At 71.2% G+C, this 2572-nt stretch carries 4 protein-coding genes; all 4 read left to right on the top strand.

Going from position 1 to position 2572, the window contains the following annotated elements; genetic code table 11:
* The first annotated feature begins 387 nt into the window (after nt 1–387).
* Entirely contained in the window at nt 388–711 is a 324-nt protein-coding gene (locus G3I42_RS11885; RefSeq protein ID WP_007829338.1) for an integration host factor, read from the top strand.
* Nucleotides 712–796: 85 nt separating this feature from the next.
* The gene (gmk, locus tag G3I42_RS11880; protein WP_164285211.1) at nt 797–1393 is read left to right on the top strand and encodes a guanylate kinase; all 597 of its coding nucleotides are present in this window, start codon (nt 797–799) and stop codon (nt 1391–1393) included.
* Nucleotides 1394–1423: 30 nt separating this feature from the next.
* Nucleotides 1424–1696 (top strand): DNA-directed RNA polymerase subunit omega, encoded by a 273-nt coding sequence (rpoZ, locus tag G3I42_RS11875; RefSeq protein ID WP_008748975.1) that lies wholly within the window; start codon nt 1424–1426, stop codon nt 1694–1696.
* A 173-nt stretch (nt 1697–1869) separates the two neighbouring features.
* Nucleotides 1870–2572: bifunctional phosphopantothenoylcysteine decarboxylase/phosphopantothenate--cysteine ligase CoaBC (gene coaBC, locus G3I42_RS11870; protein WP_343244524.1), on the top strand; the 703-nt coding region annotated here is incomplete at its 3' end.

Below are 2572 nucleotides of genomic sequence, written 5' to 3'. Positions count from 1 at the left end.
CCCGCGCCCCGCCCCGCCGCGCGAGGGCGTGCCGGGGCGCGCGGGGCGGCGAGGAGGCGCGGGCCGTGCGCCACACACCCTGCGAGCCCTGCGACTTCGGCGCCGGGGCCCCGAATTCCGCAGCCGGAGCCTCGGACTCCGGTCCCGGCGCCAGGAAATCTTGGCGCCACACCCCGAAAAGTGGCATGTTTTGCCCCAAATATCCCCGCCAACCTCAGCTGACCTGGACTTTTCCGCTGTTCTCGCTGACTCGGGCCCCTTGTGCCGCTAGTCTCCGTCGAGAGCGGACGAGCGCCGATTCCGGTTCGCCTGCTCACCCGGTGGTGAGACCGCCCGCGGTCGCACCGGTCCGTATCCGACAAGTTCGACATCCGAGGTGACGTAGGCGTGGCTCTTCCGCCCCTTACCCCTGAACAGCGCGCAGCCGCGCTCGAAAAGGCCGCCGCGGCTCGCCGGGAGCGGGCCGAGGTCAAGAACCGGCTCAAGCACTCCGGTGCCTCCCTCCACGAGGTCATCAAGCAGGGCCAGGAGAACGACGTCATCGGCAAGATGAAGGTCTCCGCCCTCCTTGAGTCGCTTCCCGGCGTCGGCAAGGTCCGCGCCAACCAGATCATGGAGCGTCTCGGCATCTCCAAGAGCCGTCGCGTGCGGGGTCTCGGCTCCAACCAGATCGCTTCCCTGGAGCGCGAGTTCGGCAGCACCGCGGCCTGAGCGCGGCGGAGTGCCGGGGGCCCAGGTCCCCGGCACTCCGGCACCTCCGTCCCCGGCATCCGGCCGGGACTGGAATAATCGCTTCATGGCTGCTTCAACCCCGGGGACGTCCCCCGCAGTACCCGCGGACGCTCGTCCACGGCTGACCGTGCTCTCAGGACCCTCCGGGGTCGGCAAGAGCACGGTCGTCGCGCACCTGCGCAAGGAACACCCCGAGATCTGGCTCTCCGTCTCGGCCACGACCCGCAGGCCCCGCCCAGGGGAGCAGCACGGGGTGCAGTACTTCTTCGTCTCGGACGAGGAGTTCGACAAGCTCGTCGCCAACGGTGAACTGCTCGAATGGGCCGAGTTCGCGGGCAACCGCTACGGCACGCCGCGCGCCGCCGTCACCGAGCGCCTGGAGCGCGGCGAACCGGTCCTCCTGGAGATCGATCTCCAGGGTGCCCGCCTCGTGCGCGCCTCCATGCCCGAGGCCCGGCTCGTCTTCCTCGCCCCGCCGAGCTGGGAGGAACTGGTGCGCCGCCTCACCGGGCGCGGCACCGAGGAGCCCGAGGTCATCGAGCGCCGGCTCGCCGCCGCCCGTGTCGAACTCGCCGCGGAATCCGAGTTCGACGTGACCCTCGTCAACACGGCGGTCGAGGACGTCTCCCGCGAGCTGCTAGCCTTGACATCCGTCTCATAATTTTCTTTTCCCCCCGTCGGAAGGCAGAGCGTGTCCTCTTCCATCACCACGCCCGAGGGCATCATCAACCCGCCGATCGACGAGCTGCTCGAAGCCACGGACTCGAAGTACAGCCTCGTGATCTACGCGGCCAAGCGTGCTCGCCAGATCAACGCGTACTACTCCCAGCTCGGCGAGGGCCTGCTGGAGTACGTCGGCCCGCTCGTGGACACCCACGTCCACGAGAAGCCGCTCTCGATCGCTCTCCGCGAGATCAACGCGGGCCTGCTCACCTCCGAGGCCACGGAGAACCCGGTCCAGTGAGCCCCAGGCCCTCCGGCACCGACCGGACGGCCGTCCACCACGGGCCCGGCAGCACCGCTGCCGGGCCCGTGGTGTGTGATGGGTGAAGAGTGATCAGGCGGTGCGCACATCCGTCGCGCCGCGATCAGGCGGTGCGCTCCTGGAGGCGTACCCGACCGAGCCGGGAGTGAGCGGTGACGAAGCCGAAGGTAGTGCTGGGCGTCAGTGGCGGGATCGCCGCGTACAAGGCCTGTGAGCTGCTGCGGCGGCTCACCGAGACCGGCCACGAGGTACGGGTCGTGCCGACCGAGGCGGCCCTGCACTTCGTCGGCGCCGCCACCTGGGCGGCCCTGTCCGGGCAGCCGGTGAGCACCGAGGTGTGGGAGAGCGTCCACGAGGTCCCGCACGTCCGCCTCGGCCAGGAGGCCGATCTCGTGATCGTCGCGCCCGCCACGACCGACCTGCTCGCGAAGGCCGCGCACGGCCTCGCCGACGACCTCCTCACCAACACCCTCCTCACCGCCCGCTGCCCCGTCGTCCTCGCCCCCGCGATGCACACCGAGATGTGGGAGCACGCGGCGACCCAGGAGAACGTCGCGACGCTGCGCCGCCGCGGCGTCCACGTCATCGAGCCCGCCTCGGGCCGCCTCACCGGCGCCGACACCGGCAAGGGCCGCTTCCCCGACCCGGCCGAGATCTTCGCGTACTGCCGCCAGGTCCTCGCCCGCCCCGACGCGCCCCAGGACCTCGCCGGACGGCACGTCCTCATCAGCGCGGGCGGCACCCGCGAGGCCCTCGACCCGGTCCGCTTCCTCGGCAACCGCTCCTCGGGCAAGCAGGGCTACGCGCTCGCGCGGACCGCGGCGGCGCGCGGCGCCCGCGTCACGCTCGTCGCCG

The organism is Streptomyces sp. SID11385, from assembly GCF_010548245.1.
Taxonomy (GTDB): domain Bacteria; phylum Actinomycetota; class Actinomycetes; order Streptomycetales; family Streptomycetaceae; genus Streptomyces.
Note: the sequence above shows the minus strand (reverse complement) of the source record. Positions and strands in the feature narration are given on the sequence as shown.

Excerpts from the sequence above, each read along its gene's own strand:
- gmk (WP_164285211.1), top strand. The coding sequence starts at position 797 with ATGGCTGCTTCAACCCCGGGGACGTCCCCCGCAGTACCCGCGGACGCT.